This is a genomic window from Winogradskyella pulchriflava, assembly GCF_042434315.1.
In the GTDB taxonomy this organism is placed as follows: Bacteria; Bacteroidota; Bacteroidia; order Flavobacteriales; family Flavobacteriaceae; genus Winogradskyella; species Winogradskyella pulchriflava.
Genome location: NZ_JBHLTQ010000001.1, coordinates 240,749 through 257,227 on the forward strand (window position 1 = coordinate 240,749; position 16,479 = coordinate 257,227).

General features: G+C 36.2%; 11 protein-coding genes. 9 read left to right on the forward strand and 2 right to left on the reverse strand.

Going from position 1 to position 16,479, the window contains the following annotated elements; genetic code table 11:
• Positions 1-105: 105 nt before the first annotated feature.
• Positions 106-1,395 (reverse strand): DUF6252 domain-containing protein, encoded by a 1,290-nt coding sequence (locus ACFFGA_RS01055; protein ID WP_386058395.1) that lies wholly within the window; start codon positions 1,393-1,395, stop codon positions 106-108.
• Between the two features lie 266 nt (positions 1,396-1,661).
• Between ACFFGA_RS01055 and ACFFGA_RS01060 the strand changes: the two genes are divergently transcribed.
• The 4 genes from ACFFGA_RS01060 to ACFFGA_RS01075 all read left to right on the forward strand — a co-directional run bounded on the left by ACFFGA_RS01060 (position 1,662) and on the right by ACFFGA_RS01075 (position 5,024).
• Positions 1,662-2,177, forward strand: coding sequence for a 30S ribosomal protein S16 (locus ACFFGA_RS01060; protein ID WP_386058397.1), 516 nt, complete (start codon positions 1,662-1,664; stop codon positions 2,175-2,177).
• Positions 2,178-2,342: 165 nt separating this feature from the next.
• A complete protein-coding gene (gene rimM, locus ACFFGA_RS01065) occupies positions 2,343-2,870 on the forward strand; it encodes a ribosome maturation factor RimM (RefSeq protein WP_386058398.1) in 528 nt (175 codons plus the stop codon).
• A gap of 101 nt (positions 2,871-2,971) precedes the next feature.
• On the forward strand, positions 2,972-3,685 hold the full coding sequence (locus ACFFGA_RS01070; RefSeq protein WP_386058400.1) for a tRNA1(Val) (adenine(37)-N6)-methyltransferase: 714 nt from the start codon (positions 2,972-2,974) through the stop codon (positions 3,683-3,685).
• A 160-nt stretch (positions 3,686-3,845) separates the two neighbouring features.
• Positions 3,846-5,024, forward strand: a complete 1,179-nt coding sequence (locus tag ACFFGA_RS01075) for an acyl-CoA dehydrogenase family protein (protein ID WP_386060595.1) — start codon at positions 3,846-3,848, stop codon at positions 5,022-5,024.
• Positions 5,025-5,044: 20 nt separating this feature from the next.
• Here ACFFGA_RS01075 and ACFFGA_RS01080 read toward each other — a convergent pair whose 3' ends face one another.
• On the reverse strand, positions 5,045-8,071 hold the full coding sequence (locus ACFFGA_RS01080) for a sensor histidine kinase (protein WP_386058401.1): 3,027 nt from the start codon (positions 8,069-8,071) through the stop codon (positions 5,045-5,047).
• Between the two features lie 146 nt (positions 8,072-8,217).
• Here ACFFGA_RS01080 and ACFFGA_RS01085 point away from each other — a divergent pair, with 146 nt between their 5' ends.
• The 5 genes from ACFFGA_RS01085 to ACFFGA_RS01105 all read left to right on the forward strand — a co-directional run bounded on the left by ACFFGA_RS01085 (position 8,218) and on the right by ACFFGA_RS01105 (position 16,470).
• A complete protein-coding gene (locus tag ACFFGA_RS01085) occupies positions 8,218-8,859 on the forward strand; it encodes a response regulator (protein ID WP_386058403.1) in 642 nt (213 codons plus the stop codon).
• Positions 8,860-9,052: 193 nt separating this feature from the next.
• Complete coding sequence (locus ACFFGA_RS01090) at positions 9,053-12,049, forward strand: tail fiber domain-containing protein (protein WP_386058405.1); 2,997 nt, start codon at positions 9,053-9,055, stop codon at positions 12,047-12,049.
• Positions 12,050-12,232: 183 nt separating this feature from the next.
• Complete coding sequence (locus tag ACFFGA_RS01095; protein ID WP_386058407.1) at positions 12,233-14,677, forward strand: tail fiber domain-containing protein; 2,445 nt, start codon at positions 12,233-12,235, stop codon at positions 14,675-14,677.
• Positions 14,678-14,688: 11 nt separating this feature from the next.
• Positions 14,689-15,651, forward strand: coding sequence for a COA_001 N-terminal-type choice-of-anchor domain-containing protein (locus ACFFGA_RS01100; RefSeq protein ID WP_386058409.1), 963 nt, complete (start codon positions 14,689-14,691; stop codon positions 15,649-15,651).
• An 18-nt stretch (positions 15,652-15,669) separates the two neighbouring features.
• The gene (locus ACFFGA_RS01105; protein ID WP_386058412.1) at positions 15,670-16,470 is read left to right on the forward strand and encodes a T9SS type A sorting domain-containing protein; all 801 of its coding nucleotides are present in this window, start codon (positions 15,670-15,672) and stop codon (positions 16,468-16,470) included.
• The last annotated feature ends 9 nt before the right edge of the window (positions 16,471-16,479 follow it).

A 16,479-nucleotide genomic window follows, 5' to 3' on the forward strand; every position in this document is an offset into this window, starting at 1 on the left:
TGATGTCAAATATTTTAACAAGGTTTAATAGTCTTTAACAAGGTTTAACAAAAAAAGCGTTACTCAGTAAAGAGTAACGCTTTCGTAAATTTTATTTTATTTAATTTATGCTTGCAAGTAGTCTGGTGTTCCGTCCATATCTGTGTCTAATGCATCATTAGGATTGCCATCGGCATTTGGGTCGGCATTTTCATCTATGGTCAACAAGCCATCTCCATCATCATCATTATCTAAATAATCTAATACTCCATCACTATCTGTATCTCCCGTTTCAAAATTAGAGAGCAAGCCATCACCATCGTCATCGTTATCTAAGTAATCTACATCTCCATCTCCATCTGTATCAACAGGATTTCCATCAGCATCTAAAGCCTCATCAGCTGTTAACACTCCATCTCCGTCATCATCGGCATCTAAATAGTTTGGTGTTCCATCACCATCTGTATCATCATTTGTTAAGTCTCCATCATTATTAAAATCTTCAAATACATTTGGTATGCCATCACCATCATCATCGCCACAATCTAGGGCATCGATTTCCGCTTGTATACTTCCGTCTTCATCTCCACAAAATTCAATTTGCTCTTGTAAATACAACAAATATTGTGCGCATTTTTCGTCATAGTTTCCTATTGTTGCTGTATTATACTGGGATTCTGCTTCAGCTCTATTTGCCATGGCATAATCGCAAGTTATTTGGCAAGCCCCAAGTGCATCAATCATAGCTTGAATCTCACCATCGATATCTCCACAAAAATTACGTTGGTCATTTAATGCTGTGCTGTAAGCGTTACATGCTGCTTCAAATGCATCACTATCAATAAACTCTAAACTAGAATCGAATGTAGCTTCATAATTCATTAAGGCTATATCTGAAGCTATTTCTTTATCCTCGCAGGTCACTGGGTCTGCAGGTATGGTACCTGATACTAAAGGCACTCTGTAAAATACTCCTCTTGAATAACCTACCGAGTTTAGGCCTGATGCATCAAATGCTAAAAACCTAAATGTTCCTGTGAATCTTCCGTTTGTGATATCTATTTCTTCAATAACAATTTCACCTAATTCAGGGTAAATAGAAACACTAGGATCTGGTCTATTATTGGTTGAGTAAACAGTACCAAAACCATCCACATATTCTGCCTCAATGGCATTAACATTACCTACGATATAAGTTCCTTCGCTAACTGATGGCACTCTAAGGTTTACCGTTTCGGTATTGTTTGTTCCTGTGATAGTTAAAAAACCACTAGCATCTATACTAGCAGAAAACACCTTGGCTCTCCATAATTGATTAGCACGATCACCTTGAAATGCAGGTGTATTAAATTCAACTTCATCACCGCAACTAAATACCGTTAAAAATATAAGAGATAAGAGGATTAATTTTTTCATCTTTAAAAGCGTAATTTATCTTTGCTTCAAATATAACGAAACAAGAATGTCAAAAGTATAATATTTTTTTATACTTTACCTATCTTGGGTTTTCTTTTAGGTAAAGTGAATTTCTTTCAGACAAAGTGAAATATCAATTACTAAATGTAACAACTAGAATTAAATTAATTAGAAACACATAAATTAAAGCACTGAGAATTAAAAAAATGTGTTATCTTTGCGCCCTCATTAATAACAGAGGTCGAGAACCTCACTAATTAATTATTATGCCTGTAAAAATCAGATTACAAAGACACGGTAAAAAAGGAAAACCTTATTACTGGATCGTAGCAGCGGATTCACGCTCTAAAAGAGATGGTAAATACCTTGAAAAATTAGGTGCTTACAATCCAAACACAAATCCTGCAACTATTGAATTAAATGTTGACGGAGCTGTACAATGGTTACAAAATGGTGCACAACCAACTGACACTGCAAAAGCAATTTTATCTTATAAAGGTGCTATGCTAAAAAATCACTTAGCTGGTGGTGTTAGAAAAGGAGCATTAACTGAAGAGCAAGCGGAAGCAAAATTCAATGCTTGGTTAGAAGAAAAAGCAGCTAAGATTCAAGCTAAAGCTGATGGTTTATCTAAAGCAGATGCTGAAGCAAAAGCTAAAGCTATTGAAGCTGAAAAAGCAGTAAATGAAGCACGTATCGCTGCAGCTGCACCAGTTATTGAAGAAGAAGTAGCAGAAGATGTTGCAACTGAAGAAACAACAGCAACTAACGAAGAAGAGTAAAAATTTATTTTTATACTTTTAAACTCCGATACTATGTGTCGGAGTTTTTTTGTTAAAATACATTTGATAATGTCAGTCTGGGCGCAGTCGAAGACATATTTAAAGATGACATTATTTGTAATGCAAAGCACTTCGACTGCGCTCAGTGTGCCAAAAGGATTTATTTTGAAAAAAGAAGACTGTTTTTATTTAGGTAAGATTGTAAAAAAGTACAGCTTTAAAGGAGAACTTTTAGCTAAATTAGATACTGACGAGCCTGATTTGTACGATAATTTAGATGCTATTTTTATAGACCTTAGAGGTAATCTCGTTCCTTTTTTTATTGAATCTTCTCAACTTCATAAATCGGACTTATTGCGTTTAAAATTTGAAGATGTAGATACGGAAGCTGATGCAGACGCTTTAATTAAAACCGAATTATACTTACCTCTAAACCTTCTTCCAAAACTAGATGGTGATAAATTTTATTTTCATGAAGTGATTGGATTTACCATAAATGATGAAAATTTTGGTGAAGTTGGTATCATTAAAGGTATTAATGATAGTACTGCGCAAGCACTATTTGAAGTCGATAGAAATGGTGTTGAAATTCTAATCCCAATGAATGATGAATTTATTGTAAAAGTAGACCGTGCCAATAAGACCATTGTTGTTAATACTCCTGAAGGTTTGATTGATTTATATCTTGAATAAATATGTCATTCCGAGCTAACAGACTGAGCTTGTCGAAGCCAAAATGAAGAATCTCTGAATGAGATTGCCGCGTCCTTCGTCCTCGCAATGACAATACAATTATGAATAAACCATTTCAATTCAAACAATTTACCGTAAACCAAGATCGTTGCGCCATGAAAATCGGCACAGATGGAGTTTTACTTGGTGCCTGGACATCTCTTAAAAATAACCCGTTTTCAGTTTTAGATATTGGAGCTGGTACAGGTGTTTTAAGCCTTATGATTGCTCAACGAAGCCATGCCGAAAATATTGAAGCTTTAGAAATAGATACTGATGCCTATGAGCAATGTTCTGAGAATTTTGAAAACTCACCTTGGGCAGATCGTTTATTCTGTTATCATGCTTCACTTCTTGAATTTGTGGAAGAAATTGAAGATGCTTACGACCTCATCATTTGTAATCCTCCTTTTTATTCCGAAGATTATAAAACCGATAACACATCTAGAGATTTAGCACGCTTTAATGATTCTATGCCTTTTGAGCATTTAGTCTATGCTGTTGCCAATTTACTTTCAGACACTGGTATTTTCTCAGCCGTAATTCCATTTAAAGAGGAGGAAAAATTTATTGAATTAGCTTCAAAAGTTGGGTTATTTATTAATCGCACACTTCACGTTAAAGGAAATCCAGATTCTGAAATAAAAAGAAGCTTTTTAGAGTTTTCATTCAATAAAACTAAAATTGAAATTTCAGAACTTATTATCGAGACTGAGCGTCATCAATATACAGAAGACTATATCAGCCTTACTAAAGATTTTTATTTGAAAATGTAAATCTCTTGTTGGGCAATGAAAACGATTTCGTTACTTTTGACCCATAATGGGTTTTTGGCAAAAATCAACACTGCCTATTTACCTTCTAATTAAAAATTTTTATAATGACTTGAGCGAATGCGATAGCATTTGACCATTGAAAAACAATAAACCAGAACAAATGAAACCAGATTTATTCGAGGCACCAGATTATTATAACTTAGACGAATTACTTACTGAAGAACATAAATTAGTGCGTGATGCTGCTAGAGAATGGGTAAAGCGCGACGTTTCACCTATTATTGAAGAAGCAGCACAAAAAGCGGAATTTCCAAAATCAATAATTGGAGGTCTAGCCGAAATTGGTGCTTTTGGACCCTACATTCCTGAAGAATATGGAGGTGCTGGTTTAGACCAAATTTCTTATGGTTTAATAATGCAAGAAATAGAACGTGGAGATTCTGGTGTACGTAGTACAGCTTCTGTTCAGTCGTCATTAGTAATGTATCCTATTTGGAAATACGGTAACGAAGAACAACGCCAAAAATACTTACCTAAGCTTGCCTCTGGTGAATGGATAGGTTCTTTTGGATTAACCGAACCAGATCATGGTAGTAATCCAGGAGGCATGACTACCAACTTTAAAGATATGGGCGACCACTACCTTTTAAATGGTGCTAAAATGTGGATTTCTAATGCTCCGTTTTGCCAAATAGCAGTAGTGTGGGCAAAAGATGAAAGTGGAAGAATTCATGGATTAATTGTGGAGCGTGGTATGGAAGGTTTTTCAACTCCAGAAACTCACAATAAATGGTCACTTAGAGCATCTGCAACAGGTGAGCTTATATTTGATAACGTAAAAGTGCCAAAAGAAAACTTATTACCAAACAAATCTGGATTAGGCGCACCACTTGGTTGTTTAGATTCGGCACGTTTTGGTATTGCTTGGGGAGCGATTGGAGCTGCAATGGATTGTTATGATACCGCTTTAAGATATAGTAAGGAACGTATGCAATTTGGAAAACCTATTGGGCAATTTCAATTACAACAAAAGAAATTAGCTGAGATGATAACCGAAATCACAAAAGCTCAACTATTGGCTTGGAGACTTGGTGTAATGCGCGAAAACGGTACAGCTACTTCTGCACAAATATCGATGGCAAAACGTAACAATGTAGATATGGCAATTAATATTGCTCGCGAAGCAAGGCAAATGCTAGGAGGTATGGGAATTACTGGCGAATACAGTATTATGCGTCATTCCATGAACCTTGAAAGCGTTATAACTTATGAAGGCACACATGATATCCATTTATTGATAACAGGATTGGATGTTACGGGATTAAATGCTTTTAAATAATCTGTTAGGTTATTTTTTGATTAAAGTGGCACCAATAATTCTACAGTAAATCCAGAACTATTTTTTATTTGCAATTGCCCGCCAATAGTTTCCGCTCGAGATTTCATACTTGTTAATCCTAGTCCAGAGGTAGCTATATGCGAGTTTTGCACACCATTATCAGATACTGTTAATTTTATAATCTGTGTATTTACTTCAATGGTAACGGAGAGTAAATCACCATTAGAATGTTTAATGGCATTGTTTACAGCTTCTTTAAAAATAAGATAGATGTTCTGCCTAATATCTGGATTTAATTTACTGGATAATTTCGCTTTTCCAGTAGCGTTAAATTTATAATACATCGTGTCGTGGCTCTCAAAGACATCAGCTAAAAAATCTTTCATTCTGTTTATTAGGCTATCAACATTATCTTTATTAGAATCAATGGACCAAACCGTATCTCGCATACGACTCATAGCTTCTCTACTCAGGTGACTTATTTTTTCAAATTTTGATTTCTTATCTGATTCTGAATCTCTACCAAGTATTTCTGACTGCATAGCAACAGCTGTCAATATAGTTCCAACATCGTCATGCAAATCATTTGATATTTTATGTCTTAGCTTACTTAGCTTTTTCTCGTGCTTTAGCTTTTGATAATATCTAGTTCTAATTAATATGGTAATTAAAGAAATAAACAAAGCCATAAACAATAGTTGTACCCAAAGCTTCTTATACCATATTTGAGCCTTATTAAAAACAATAGTCTTTTGAATTTTATCACTCAGTCCTCGTATTTCGAGAGTTGTAATCCCTGGAGGTAATGAGGTAATATTAATAATTTGATCTTCTGAATAATCACTCCATTTAGCATTAATCTCTGGCAATCTATAGCTATAATATACTTTACGATCTTTTTTTAAAGATGAAAAGTTAACATTAAGACTCATGTCGGAAGACTTAAGCTCTAACAAACTAAGCTCATTAGTATTCTCATTTAAGTATCTGTAATTTCCTTTTGAATCATAAATTGTTACCGCATCCAAACGAATTAAACCATGAAGATTTTTAAGCTCGTTCCAATGCAATTCTTTTTCGTAAAATGAATATAGTCCATTTGTAGAACCAAAATAATATTTACCTCTTGAATCCTTAAATTTCGATGCTCGATTGAATTCTACATTATACATAGCATGAGCATTTGGCAATTCTAAAAAACTCATTGTATTTATATCAAAAAGTAGTAGTCCGTAATTAGTCCCTAAGTAAAGTTGATCTTTTCCTTTAGGCATAATAGAATAAACCACTCTATTAATCAATTTACCATTGTTATCTACTGTAGGTAACGAAATAGTTTGAACATTTTTAGTTTTTATATTCAAATAAGCAAGCCCTTTAAAACTACCCATCCAAAGGGTATCCTTTGCTAAATATAGGTCATTGATTCCTCCATCAATTTCAGTATTTAAATAACTATTAGAAAATTGTTCTATTACCTCTCCCTTTCTTGTAAGTTTACTAACACCATTTAAACGTGTCGCTATCCATAGGCTATTGTCATTGCTATCCGTTACAATAGCGTTTATCATTTGTAAAGGATACTCCTGAAAATCCTTTTTATTCAATTCATAAGATAAAATGGTATTAGACTTTAAGTTGTATTTCATTAATGCAGTAGAACCCCATTCAAAAAACCAAAGCGAGTCATTTTCTAAAAGATGTGTGGTATGTTGTACACTAGGGTTTTGGGTAAATTTGGTTAGACTATTGTTACTTAAATCTATAGAAACATTATTCCACAGTAATTGTCCATTCCAATAATTCAAATCAAACACACTTTCTACTTTTAATTGTTTCGGCAGGGTTACATCAAAGTTTCGGAACAAGGAATCTCCATGTTGCTTTCTTAGTAATCCATTATAAAATGACGCATACAAATTACCTTCTTTGTCCTCCGTAAGGGCACGTAAACTTGGTATATCATCTAAGGCCAGTTGCTCGGAAAATGCAGTCAAATTCTTTGTTGTACGCTCAGTTATTTTATAAACACTCTTGTCTGTTAAAACCAGAATGTCACCATTTTTATCCATTTCAAAATCAATAACATCCTCATATAAGTTGTCTTGCAATTTTGAGAAGGAATCTTCAAAATTATAATGCTTTTTTTCCTTAACATGTAACAGAAACAGGCTAAAACCATTATAATAAACAATCTTACTATTGTAAACTTTAAGCGGAAATATCTTCGATTCACCGACATTAGGTAAGGTTACATACTCTTTTAGAGAATGTGAATTAAAGTTATAGGTATAAATTTTAGAGCCATCATTGGTTAATAGGTATAAATTATTATTGTTTGAAGTGATATAATGAAATCCTAAATTACCATTTGGGTTTTTTATCCTATTCAGCACCTTCCCTTTATATGATAGCCTATATAACCAATGTGATGTAAGTATAAAAAAACTATTATCTACAATTTCAAAATATTTAAAGAACTCATTTTCATGGACATCAAGGCTAATCTCTGCAACCGTTTGGTGTGTAGCGTCTCTAAACAACTCTAACAATGCAATTGTATTCTTATTATTATAGGCTATTGCATTAAATAACCTATCCTCAGAATCTATTTTAAACGATGGCAACTGAGTTTCAGAAGCGCTTTCGGGTTTAAAAATCCTTTCTCCAATCCTCGTTCTTGGATTAAAATGAAGAATTTGTTTTGAGTCCCATAAAGAGGTGTACAGGTGGCCCTTACTATCTTTCTCTATGTCCGTAAAATTAGAAAGTAGACTATCCTTATAAAACGAAAATTTCTCATTACCATTTTTGTAACGTAGATAGTTTGCTCCATCAAAAACGTACATACCAGATGAACTGGATATCCATAAGTAACCATCATCATCTTTTTTAAAACTGTAAAAACGGCCGTGATCTTCCTTTACGTTAAGAGGTAGGCGTTCTAAGTGGTAATCTGTATTGCCTTGAAGCAATTCAAAATTCTGAGCATTAAGCAAAGAACTCCAAAATAAAACAATAGCTATAAAGGAAATTAACTGATTCATTATCACTAATATAAATTAAAACCCCTAAATTTCCTACAATTTGAGTAACTTGTAAGTATGATGTAAGCCAACCACATTCATATGTGGTTGACATCTATTTAATTAACATTTAGTTTTGTTTCTATAGTCTTAAAATTTAATAATTTGTGAAACCCATACATCTTGCCATAGTAGAGGATGACCCAGTGATTAAAGATTCTTTAACCACGTATCTGGAAGCCAATCCAAGGTTAAAAATTGAATTTGTTTGTACCTCTGTTGAAGATTTTCTTACTAGTCTAAGTTCTACAAGAAGTAAAAGCACAGATGTCATACTTTTAGATATTGGTTTACCTGGCATGTCTGGCTTAGAGGGTATAAGACATATCAAAAAAAAATTACCTGAGGTTAATATTATCATCTTGTCAACTTTTGAAGAAGAAGACAAAATCTTTAAAGCACTATGTGCAGGAGCCGTATCGTACATTTCTAAACGTACTGCGTTAACCAAGATAGAAGATGCTATTTTCACGATTTACAATGGAGGCTCTTACATGTCACCATCTATTGCCAGAAAGGTCATTAATCATTTTAAGCCCAAAGCAAAGAACGAAAACATAGAATTAAGCGACCGCCAAATACAAATTATTCAAGGCATAGTGGATGGCCTCAGTTATAAAATGATAGCCGATAAATACCTCATCTCTATTGATACGGTAAGAGATCATATCAAAAAAATCTATCGGCTGTTAGAAATTAACAGCAAAGCAGAATTGATTAAGAAAACCAATGATGAAAACCTCATCTAATTATTTCTAAACCTTTTTTTGCGCTTCAATGTTTCTACCACATCTTTATGTGGTTTACTTCTTACAATAAGCACTGTAGTTTTATAATCAAGTAAGCAAGCTGTTTTTGTATCAGTACAATGATACCAGCTTACAACTCTAAATCTTTCCTGCATGTTCATTAAAAAGGCTTTTGCCATAAAGAATTAAGATTATGAAAACAATTACATCTCTATTAGTCGCTTGTTTGTTTTGTTGCGTTATGTATGCCCAAAATAACACCATTAACTATAAAGCACTTGTAAAAGATGATTTAGGCAATGTTGTGGCAAGCCAAGGTATTAACGTTAGGTTTACCATATACGCAGATGCTGTACAAGTCTATGAAGAAACCCATAACCCAACAACAGATGCCAATGGCATTATTATAATTGATATAGGTAGTGGAACAACCGTGGATGTTTTTGCAGATATAGACTGGAGCACTACAACAAGCTTAAAAACCGAAATAGATACAGGCTCTGGGTATGTAGATATGGGCACTACTGCATTTAAGTCTGTACCCTATGCAATCAATGCTGGTAATACAGCCTTTAGTACAACAGCAAATGTAACCAGTAATGCTCCAGGTGATATCGATACAGATGATTTCGTTTTTGGCAGTAATCAATTAAATGAAGATACCTCATCCGCTAGTGATGATAATCGTATGTTTTTTGATAAAAGTAAAGGCGCTTTTAGGGCAGGTAATTCTAATAATACAACAAAATGGGACGATGAAAATGTTGGAAATTTCTCATTTGCAAGTGGCTTTAATACGACCGCTTCGGATATTGCAGACACTGCTTTGGGTTTTGAAACAACCGCTTCGGGTTTAGCTGCCACTGCTATGGGTCTTAGTACAACCGCTTCGGATATTGCTGCCACTGCTATGGGTGGTGGAACAACCGCTTCGGATATTGCTGCCACTGCTATGGGTAGTGAAACAACCGCTTCGGGTTATAGTGCTACTGCTATGGGTATAGAAACAACCGCTTCGGGTGATGTTGCCACTGCTATGGGATATCAAACAACCGCTACAGCTGATTTATCCACCTCAATGGGTCAGAATACAAAAGCCGAAGCCTTTATTTCAACAGCAATTGGTCGCTATAATATAGGAGGTGGAAATCAATCAACTTGGATAGAAACAGACCCTCTCTTTGAGATTGGCAATGGCACTAGTGATGCCAACAGAACCAATGCTTTAACCGTACTAAAAAACGGTACTATCACTGCACCAAGTTTTGATATGGCAGAAATTATAGATCCAAAAGCTCTAGTGACCAAAGAATATGCAGATGCCCAAGCAGGTGCTTTAAGCACCACAGCAAACGTAACCAGTAATGCTCCAGGTGATATCGATACCGATGATTTCGTTTTTGGCAGTATACAATTGGCACATAGTGCTGCCCCCTCCATACGTGACAGTCGTATGTTTTTTGATAAAAGTAAAAGTGCCTTTAGGGCAGGGGCTACCTTTAATAACGATGGTATATCGTTTCCTTATGATGGCACGGCTTGGGATGATGCTTATGTGGGTCAGAGTTCTTTTGCTAGTGGTGAAAACACTGTCGCTTCGGGATTAGTCGCCACTGCTATGGGATTTAATTCGATCGCTTCGGATTATGTTGCCACTGCTATGGGACTGGAAACAACCGCTTCGGGTACTTTTTCCACTGCTTTCGGATTTAGAACAACCGCTTCTGGTTCTTCTTCCACTGCGATGGGACTAAACACAAAGGCCGAAGCCCTTGGTTCAACTGCAATTGGAAGAAATAATATAGGTGGAGGAAATCAATCAACTTGGACAGAAACAGACCCGCTCTTTGAAATTGGAAATGGCACTAATGATGCCAATAGAACCAATGCTTTAACCGTACTTAAAAACGGCAATACTCAAATTAGTGGCAGACTGTCGGTTGGCACAAATACCATAAGCACATCAGCGAGTCTAGTTATTAAAGGCGACAACAACAATGATATGATACGGTTAATAGATAACAATGACAATAATAAATGGCATATTGGTTTAAAAAGCTCTGGAGACGATATTAATTTTTCGGAGACACTTGTTGCAGACGGCCGCCTTTATCTTCAAAAAGGTGGTAATGTAGGTATAAATACAACCTCGCCACAAAATGAATTGCATGTTATGGGTGGTGGAGATGCTAGCCTGGCGAATGGCTCTGGCTTTTTTCAAATCGGTTCAGAAACTGTAGAAAATTTAGTATTTGATACCAACGAGATTATTGCGCGTAATGCTGGATTAGCTTCTGACTTGTATTTACAAGCCGAAGGAGGCAATACACGTATTGGTGGGCCTGGAGGTGCACCTACGCACACCTTAACAGTGCTTGGAGATGCCAAAGTCACAAATGCCATCGAAGGTCCAGAGCCTGCAATTAGCGGCATTAAAAATTACCATTCACAGGAATATTTAGATGCTGTAGGCGTTTTGGGACAAAATACAGTAAATCCTGTATTTGGCGTTGGTGTAGAAGGTCAAGGTGGTCTAATGGGTGTTAAGGGAGTAGCATTGTCTAATGACAATGGAGCCTTTTCTAACTTTGGAGCTGCTGGTTTTGCTGAAGGAAGTAATTCAGGAGTAAACTATGGGTTATATGGTTCTGGTAACGGTGCAGCCACCAATTATGGTGTATATGCAAATGGCAATATGGCGTTTACAGGCACCTTAACAAATGCATCAGACAGAAAAGTCAAAACCAACATTTCAACAATTAATAATAGTCTTCAAGACATTATGAGACTAAACCCTACTTCTTATCTTATTAAAGAAAATTACCAAAAAACAATGAACATGAGCAGTAGTCCACAATTTGGTTTTATTGCCCAAGAGTTACAAGAAGTGTTTCCAGACTTGGTATCTGAAAACAAGCATCCTGGTGCTACCGTAGGCTCAGCACCCATCAATTATTTAGGTGTGAACTATATTGGACTGATACCTATACTTACTAAAGGCATACAAGAACAACAACAACTAATAGAAAAACAAAACGAGCGTATAGCTGTGCTTGAAGCCCAAAATAAAGAATTACTTAAAGATTCTGCAGAATTAGACTCCATCAAACAAGACATTCAGCTATTAAAAGCACAATTGGGAGTAATTAGTAAATCAGAGGCTATGACTAAATTAAATACAGAAGACTAATAAATTCAATTGTCATATACTTAGGTACCACATCTTTATGTGGTTTACTTCTTACAATAAGCACTGTAGTTTTATAATCAAGTAAGCAAGCTGTTTTTGTATCAGTACAATGACACCAGCTTACAACCCTAAATATTTCCTGCATGTTCATTAAAAAGGCTTTTGCCATAAAGAATTAAGATTATGAAAACAATTACATCTCTATTAGTCGCTTGTTTGTTTTGTTGCGTTATGTATGCCCAAAATAACACCATTAACTATAAAGCACTTGTAAAAGATGATTTAGGCAATGTTGTGGCAAGCCAAGGTATTAACGTTAGGTTTACCATATACGCAGATGCTGTACAAGTCTATGAAGAAACCCATAACCCAACAACAGATGCCAATGGCATTATTATACTTGATATAGGTAGTGGAACAACCGTGAATGTTTTTGCAGATATAGACTGGAGCACTACAACAAGCTTAAAAACCGAAATAGATACAGGCTCTGGGTATGTAGATATGGGCACTACTGCATTTAAGTCTGTACCCTATGCAATCAATGCTGGTAATACAGCCTTTAGTACAACAGCAAATGTAACCAGTAATGCTCCAGGTGATATCGATACAGATGATTTCGTTTTTGGCAGTATACAATTGGCACATAGTGCTGACCCCTCCATAACTGACAACCGAATGTTTTTTGACAAAAGTAAGGGTGCCTTTAGGGCAGGTGCCACTTATAAACTTGATGGCCTATCCTATCCTTTGGATGGCACGACTTGGGATGATGCCAATGTGGGTGACCATTCTTTTGCTAGTGGTATAAATACTACTGCTTCGGGTTTCGCAGCAACTGCGATGGGAGTAAGTACAACTGCTTCGGGAGAGTCCTCCACTGCAATGGGTTGGAATACATCCGCTTTAGGCACTTATGCAACTGCAATAGGATTTGAAACAACCGCTTCGGGAGGTTCATCCACCACGATGGGACAAAGTACAACCGCTTCGGGTTCTTCTTCCACTGCGATGGGCCAAAACACTGAAGCAATAGGAATTGGATCACTTACAACAGGTATCTACACACAAGCTAATGCTATAGCAAGTACTGCAATTGGTCGCTATAATATAGGTGGAGGAAATCAATCCTTTTGGGTAGAAACAGACCCGCTCTTTGAAATAGGAAATGGATTTGATGAAGCCAATAGAACCAATGCTCTGACCGTACTAAAAAACGGTACTATCACTGCTCCTAGTTTTGACCTTGTAGAAATTACAGACCCAAAAGCCTTGGTCACAAAAGAGTACGTAGATAGCGGAGCGGGAGCATCAGGATTAGAGCAAATAATGGAAGGTGGAAACATAGGTTGGCGCATAAAAGGACAAGATCCAGCTAATTATGGTGATATAGGTAGTGGTGCTGTGGATTTAAGTATAGGTACATCATCAACCGAAGGTGCAACTGGCAATTATAGTTTTGCTGTAAATAACGGATCAACTGCCTCTGGTAATTACTCGACGGCAATGGGCTATAATGCTAATGCCAGTGGTTTTGGATCTATTGCAATGGGGTATGCAACTAACTCAAGTGAAGTTTACTCAACTGCCATGGGTTATTCAACTATAGCCTCTGGACCCAGATCTACAACTTTAGGAGGGCATACAACCGCTTCGGGAAACTCGTCTATAGCTATGGGATCAAGCACAACCGCTTCGGGTGATTATTCCACTGCGATGGGACAATCCACAAAATCAGAGTCATATGCTTCTACATCCATTGGGCACTATAATATAGGAGGAGGTAATCCTACAAGCTGGATTGAAACAGATCCATTATTTGAGATTGGAAATGGAACCTTTTCTTCTAGCGCAAATGCTCTGACCGTACTCAAAAACGGAAATACTACAATAAACGGACAAACTACGGTGAATGAAGATACAGCAAATCTTTCCGCTCATGCCATAAGTGGTATTAAAACACATACTGGTAATATTGATGCATATGGAATATTTGGTAAGAACGATGTATCAGATTTTTATGGTTTTGGAGTTTTTGGATTGGGAGGATATGTAGGAACTTATGGGTTGGTTCATCCGACTGGTTCTTCGTCTTATTTCGGAATTTTGGGTCAAGTATTAGGTACAAATACCTCTGGAACCAATTATGGTGTGTATGGTACTGCTAGCTCGGGAGTTGGGGCTACTAATTATGCGGTTTATTCGAACGGTGATTTGGCTCATACGGGTGCACTGATAAATGCATCAGATAGAAAATTAAAGACCAATATATCTACTATAAATAATAGTCTTGAAAACATTATGCGGCTAAATCCTGCCACCTATCTTATCAGAGAAAATTATCAAAAAACAATGAACATGAGCAGTAGCCAACAGTTTGGCTTTATTGCCCAAGAGTTACAAGAGGTATTTCCAGATTTGGTGTCACGCAACATACATCCTGGCGCCACTAAACAAGATGCAAGCATAGAGTATTTGGGTGTTAATTATATAGGCCTTATCCCAGTACTTACCAAAGGCATACAAGAACAACAGGCAACTATAGAGACTCTAGAAGAAAAGGTAGAACGCCAAGAACAAGTTATTGCCTCACTAGTCGCAAGACTCGAAGCTTTAGAAAACCGTTAAACAGATATACTATGAAAAGTCTAACAGCTATAATACTAATGTTTACCATCTCCTTTTGTCAGGCTCAAAGCATCGAAAAATTCAGTATAGACAATGGAGGCGCATCGGTTAGCACTGGAGGCATTCAACTGCTCTATACCATTGGAGAGGTCAATGTACAAGAAATCGATGCAGGTACAGTAAGCGTTTCTGAAGGGTTTATTACATCGGGTTTTAAAATACGTGTTAATCCCAAAGTCTTTCTTCAAGGGCCGTTAATTAATCCTGCCACAGCTAATTTAATGAATGACGATTTAAGACAGAATGCACTTATACCAACAATAAGTCCTTATGAGGATGGAGCTACTTGTAGTGCTTCAGTATTCGACACTTCAGGAAATGATGCCATCGTGGATTGGGTATGGCTGGAGCTACGTGCATTAAACGATAATACAACCATTGTTAAATCACGTTCTGCATTAGTACAAAGGGATGGTGACGTGGTTGATATGGATGGCACATCTCATATTGAAATGCAGGCACCTCCAAATAATTATTATATCGTAATAAAACATCGCAATCATTTGGGTGTAATGTCTTCTAATACATTTGGCTTAAGAGAAGAAGCAACAACAACTATCGATTTTACTGATAATACTTTTCTAACTTATGGAAGTAATGCTCAGGTACAACTAAGCTCTGGAAACACTGCACTGTGGTCTGGCGATCTTAACAATGACACTAAAATTCAATTTTCTGGAGCTGGTAACGATGTTAATACCTTAAAGGATTTTATCATTGCCAATGCACCATTACCATTGCTTACCATACCTGTAAGTGGATATTTTAATGAGGATTTAGACTTAAACGGACAGGCTAAATTCTCTGGTTCGGACAATGATAGCAACCTAGTTAAAGACATTATAATTGGTCATCCTCTTAATATTCTTGGATTGCCAACATTTACAATAACATCACAAGTTCCAAATAATTAATTCTCTTTAAAACAAAATATGATGAAACAACTTTACACACTTATCTCGGTTTTTAGTATAACCTTTTTTAGCTTTTCGCAAGATGGTTACGAATTTGGTATTGTACACAACAGCAATTATAACTTTTCGGTAGTAGCAACACCTAATTTTGATGCTACAGACACGGATGTATCCGACATTGGCTTTACTTTAATGCTACCTGCTGGCAATGCAGATGTGGTCAATCTAACACAATTTAACAGTCGTGTTTGGTCAGCAACCCAATTAGATGCCACTACATTAACAGGTATTGGTTTAGGTGATGGTACAAGAGACGGTTTTGTCCTTAACATGCCACCTGGACAGACCATATTGTCACATACCTCTGGTACAAGTTTTGTCCTGGTATCCTTTGATGTAAGTAATATGCCAACTACTGGTGAAATTGAAATTTTACCTAACTCAGACCCTATTGCCCAAGGTCTAAGCGGTGCAGTTGACAGTTTCTACAATTCCAATATTGATAACACCTCTACTCAAGATTATTTTTTAGGCATAACTGCTGGACAAGGCAGTTTTATGTTCTCTACGTTAGGTATTGATCAAGTTATTGAAAAGGATTTATCAGCTTCCATATATCCTAATCCAACTTCAAATATGGTATCTATTAAAGCTTCATTCCCAATAGACCTCATAGAATTATATAACATTACTGGAAAACTTGTACTTAAAACCGAAGAAAAGGACACTATAAGTGTGGATCATTTATCAGATGGAGTTTATTTAATCAAAATATATTTTCAGCAACAGGTCTTAACAAAAAAGTTAGTAATTAAATAGCCTTTATTT

Bases quoted from the DNA above. Each gene is read 5' to 3' on its own strand.
- ACFFGA_RS01080 (WP_386058401.1), bottom strand. From the start codon at position 8,071: ATGAATCAGTTAATTTCCTTTATAGCTATTGTTTTATTTTGGAGTTCT.
- ACFFGA_RS01075 (WP_386060595.1), top strand. From the start codon at position 3,846: ATGAAACCAGATTTATTCGAGGCACCAGATTATTATAACTTAGACGAA.
- ACFFGA_RS01105 (WP_386058412.1), top strand. From the start codon at position 15,670: ATGATGAAACAACTTTACACACTTATCTCGGTTTTTAGTATAACCTTT.
- ACFFGA_RS01100 (WP_386058409.1), top strand. From the start codon at position 14,689: ATGAAAAGTCTAACAGCTATAATACTAATGTTTACCATCTCCTTTTGT.
- ACFFGA_RS01090 (WP_386058405.1), top strand. From the start codon at position 9,053: ATGAAAACAATTACATCTCTATTAGTCGCTTGTTTGTTTTGTTGCGTT.
- ACFFGA_RS01095 (WP_386058407.1), top strand. From the start codon at position 12,233: ATGAAAACAATTACATCTCTATTAGTCGCTTGTTTGTTTTGTTGCGTT.
- ACFFGA_RS01060 (WP_386058397.1), top strand. From the start codon at position 1,662: ATGCCTGTAAAAATCAGATTACAAAGACACGGTAAAAAAGGAAAACCT.
- ACFFGA_RS01070 (WP_386058400.1), top strand. From the start codon at position 2,972: ATGAATAAACCATTTCAATTCAAACAATTTACCGTAAACCAAGATCGT.
- ACFFGA_RS01055 (WP_386058395.1), bottom strand. From the start codon at position 1,395: ATGAAAAAATTAATCCTCTTATCTCTTATATTTTTAACGGTATTTAGT.